Raw genomic sequence first — 3,320 nt, 5'->3', positions numbered from 1 at the left:
AAAAGAACCCCGCTCAGTGAGCGGGGTTTTTTGTATTTAGATTCTGGCAGTTTAGTGCGCGTAGAGTAGTACAGTGACGTCGGGATTTAAGAACGCAACCAATGTTGCGTTCTTCCGGCGGAACAATCCCGAGCTCTGCGAGGGATATCACGGCTCCCAATTAAGCCAAAGGGCCCAGTCTAACGACTGGGCCTTTTTGCTTTATGGAATTTGGTGGTCTAATGTGTTATTGAGTAAGAAAAATATACCGGTGGATCTGCGAAAACTTGTGAGGCTGGTTGGGATATGATGGTGCTACTAAGTAAGAAAAGTAAGTCGGCTAATCTGCGATAATTGATGTAGCACGTTGGAGCCAGATGGGATTCCATATACCAGTATTAGAAAATATTTTTCATATTATGAAACGCAATGGCCCCAATATGGGGCTTTTTTGTTATATTCAGAAATCAATAGTATATATAGCGGTTTATAAAGTGAAATTGTCTGACGAGCACCTGCAATCTCTAATTGAAAGGACTGAGTACGAAACTTGGTTTTTGGAGGCTGTATACGCACTAGCAGGGCAGAAAATTAAGCCCGATGCCACAGATACGGTGTTTTATTCGAGTTTTGACTTAAGTTATAGAAAAAGCTGCCAAGTTGTGATCTTGAAAGGTTCAACAGGTAGTTGGCAGTCTGGATTTTTAAAAGCTGGGGCGCCGTTAATTTTCGTTTCAGTTTTTAAACTTCTTGATATGTTGATGGAGTGGATTATCGAAATCAATGGGCATACCGTAAATTTTCGATTTTCTGTTAAACAGAAGCAATTGAATGGCGACTTATCTTTCCCTGAACTAATCGAACAACGACCATGGTTAAAGGGTCGTCTTATCGGTCTATATAATTTTCTTGAGAAATTCAGAAGCGCGATTATCCATCACAGTCAATTTTCTTCTCTAGATGGGTTGTTAGAAATCAAGTCTACGAAAGCCACAAATGCGCTTTGTATATCTAGTCATCAACTCAGAGCATTAACAGAGGTTGTTGTTAGTACCATACGCTGTATTTCCAAAGTATGGACTTTTGAACACTATCAGGAAAAATATTTAAGATTTCACTTGGATCAAATTAGTTTTCTTCATCAAAATCCGTTGTTAAGTCAAAAGACACCAGTACATGTCTTCGTTCGCTATTATCAATCAAAAAATGAGAAAACACTGGATTTACAAAGGGTCAAACAAGACTTAGACCAGAGATATTGCGACTATGACTTATCTTTTGATCTAACATTGATAATTGTAACTGATGGTACGGCAGAGCAAGCATTTTGTTTTCCATGGGTAGCTTTTTCAGGTTCACCAGCAATCTGGGAAAATAGAGACGACTGGGAGCAATTTCAAATTCCGCTTCCGCAAGATGGCTATATCCCAAGTTAAATACAAACAGTGTATTTCTGAGTAAGGAAATTCCTAATGATTGACGAGGATGATTTCACATTTGCAAAGATTCGTAGAAATTTACTGGCCGCCTCGTTAATCACAAGTGGCTATTTCGGTGCAGGTGTAGAATTAAGTCAATTATCCATTTTTGGGAATATATTTTTAATTTCGAACCCCCAAACTGTAAAAGATGCTTTGATATTTTGGTTAGGTTACAGTTCTGTCCGATACTATCAAATTTATGATTCAGACCATAAACAGAAAGACGATGCTAGTTGGTTCAACGCCATCAATACAATCAAAACCAATAGTCGGCACTGTGTCAGAAACTGGCTTTTTCTGTATTGCAAATTAGGAAAGTCTGATGTTAATCAGACCTATTGTATTCGACAACTATTCGGGATATAAGCTGCCATTGGCGTGCCATTTTTCGGAATTTTATGACATACATTGCTATTATTTGCCGAATTACTGGACACGAAAAACAGTCGTCAATAAATAAAAAATGTTACATGTTTTAAATGGAGTATCGTACTTTTGATCAATTTATTAGAAGCAAGGAAGTTCTCACTGTGATTGATGCACTCATCAGAAACCTTCACGCAGATATCACTCTGCTCCAAAACTACATTGGCCTTCGTCAAAAAGCTAAATTCTTTGACATGGAACGAATGCTGGAGGGATTAACCATACATATGTTTCGCGCTCTCAAAATGGGGGAGCTTGTAAACCAAAATCAGATTGCAGTTAACTTTCCTGCAATTGACTTATCTGACGACAACATTTCTGTAGCAGTTCAGGTAACCTCGAATGCAAGTCTAGGAAAAATCAAAAAGACAATCGAAGCTTTCGAGAAAAAAAACGACTCTGGCGTTAGCTTGAAAGACAAATATAAAACGCTATATATTTTCGGATTCTGCAAATCGGTGAAAAGTAAAGTGCCTTCCTACTGTAAAGTCATTGACCCTAACTACTTCATCTCAGAGCTCGTCGATAGAGCAGACGAAGAAGAAATACAAAACGTACAAGACGCAATTCGACGGCATGTTGATTATTCTTCATTACATCCTTGGAATGACAAGGATTCTCTTGAGATCATTCTAAATTGGATTAATCGCAACGCAATCAAACACAAGATGTGTTGCGAGGGAAATATTTCCGATATGACAAAGGGACTCCGTGAAATATCAGAGTTGATAGGAAAGGGAAGTGTCGACCGAAAAGCTCGTGCAAAGTCAATTTCCGATTTTAGCGATCCCACTATGACTAAATTTTTACGGTTAGTAATGGATCGCGTCTCAGACATTCTGGTAATCGTGAACAAGTCGAAAGTTGGTCAGGGCGAAGCTGTTTGTATTGATTGGGATGGAATGAATGAGATCGATAGGTTAAAAAAACTGATTGCTGAAGATTCAACCGATATAGCTAAGTTGCATGGTATCGACATCGTGATAGATCCAAGAGGTTAATAGTCAAATATTGCCCTCAACATAGTGATCTTCTGTGGCTTAACCTCATCGGTTGCATCAACGTTATTTGTCACTGTTAGGAATGGTGTGGGTGTTTAGTGATCATAATCGTGACTTCATGACGAAAAATATGAAAATAGTCATTGAATCTATTGAGTCGAAGTTTAACGAACCTTTTTTTGCTGAGTTTAAGGAAATTGGGATTGACGCTATTTCAAAATACATCAAGACCATTGAGGACTTCGAGGCATTAGGAATGATCCGAGATCTAGGCTTCGGCCAAGATAATCAGGCCAAAACAGCTATGGTAATCCCCCCTCAAATTAACTGACGTCAAAAGTAGAATTTTCTCGTAACATAAACGCAGGAGATTCACTATGAAAACATCAAAATTCACCGATAGCCAAATCATGGCAATCCTTAAACAAGCTGA

At 38.6% G+C, this 3,320-nt stretch carries 3 protein-coding genes; all 3 read left to right on the top strand.

The genetic code is table 11. The features are described from left to right. Positions 1-356 precede the first annotated feature (356 nt). The 3 genes from A5320_RS21595 (at position 357) to A5320_RS21855 (ending at position 3,218) form a co-directional block, all read left to right on the top strand. The gene (locus tag A5320_RS21595; RefSeq protein WP_082971470.1) at positions 357-1,415 is read left to right on the top strand and encodes a hypothetical protein; all 1,059 of its coding nucleotides are present in this window, start codon (positions 357-359) and stop codon (positions 1,413-1,415) included. Between the two features lie 524 nt (positions 1,416-1,939). Continuing rightward, positions 1,940-2,887, top strand: a complete 948-nt coding sequence (locus tag A5320_RS01215) for an SMEK domain-containing protein (RefSeq protein ID WP_197489943.1) — start codon at positions 1,940-1,942, stop codon at positions 2,885-2,887. Positions 2,888-3,017: 130 nt separating this feature from the next. Further along, complete coding sequence (locus A5320_RS21855; RefSeq protein ID WP_157605572.1) at positions 3,018-3,218, top strand: hypothetical protein; 201 nt, start codon at positions 3,018-3,020, stop codon at positions 3,216-3,218. Positions 3,219-3,320: the final 102 nt, after the last annotated feature.

The sequence above is a fragment of the Rheinheimera sp. SA_1 genome (assembly GCF_001669775.1).
Taxonomy (GTDB): Bacteria; Pseudomonadota; Gammaproteobacteria; order Enterobacterales; family Alteromonadaceae; genus Pararheinheimera.
This window is presented reverse-complemented; position numbering and strand designations above follow the sequence as displayed.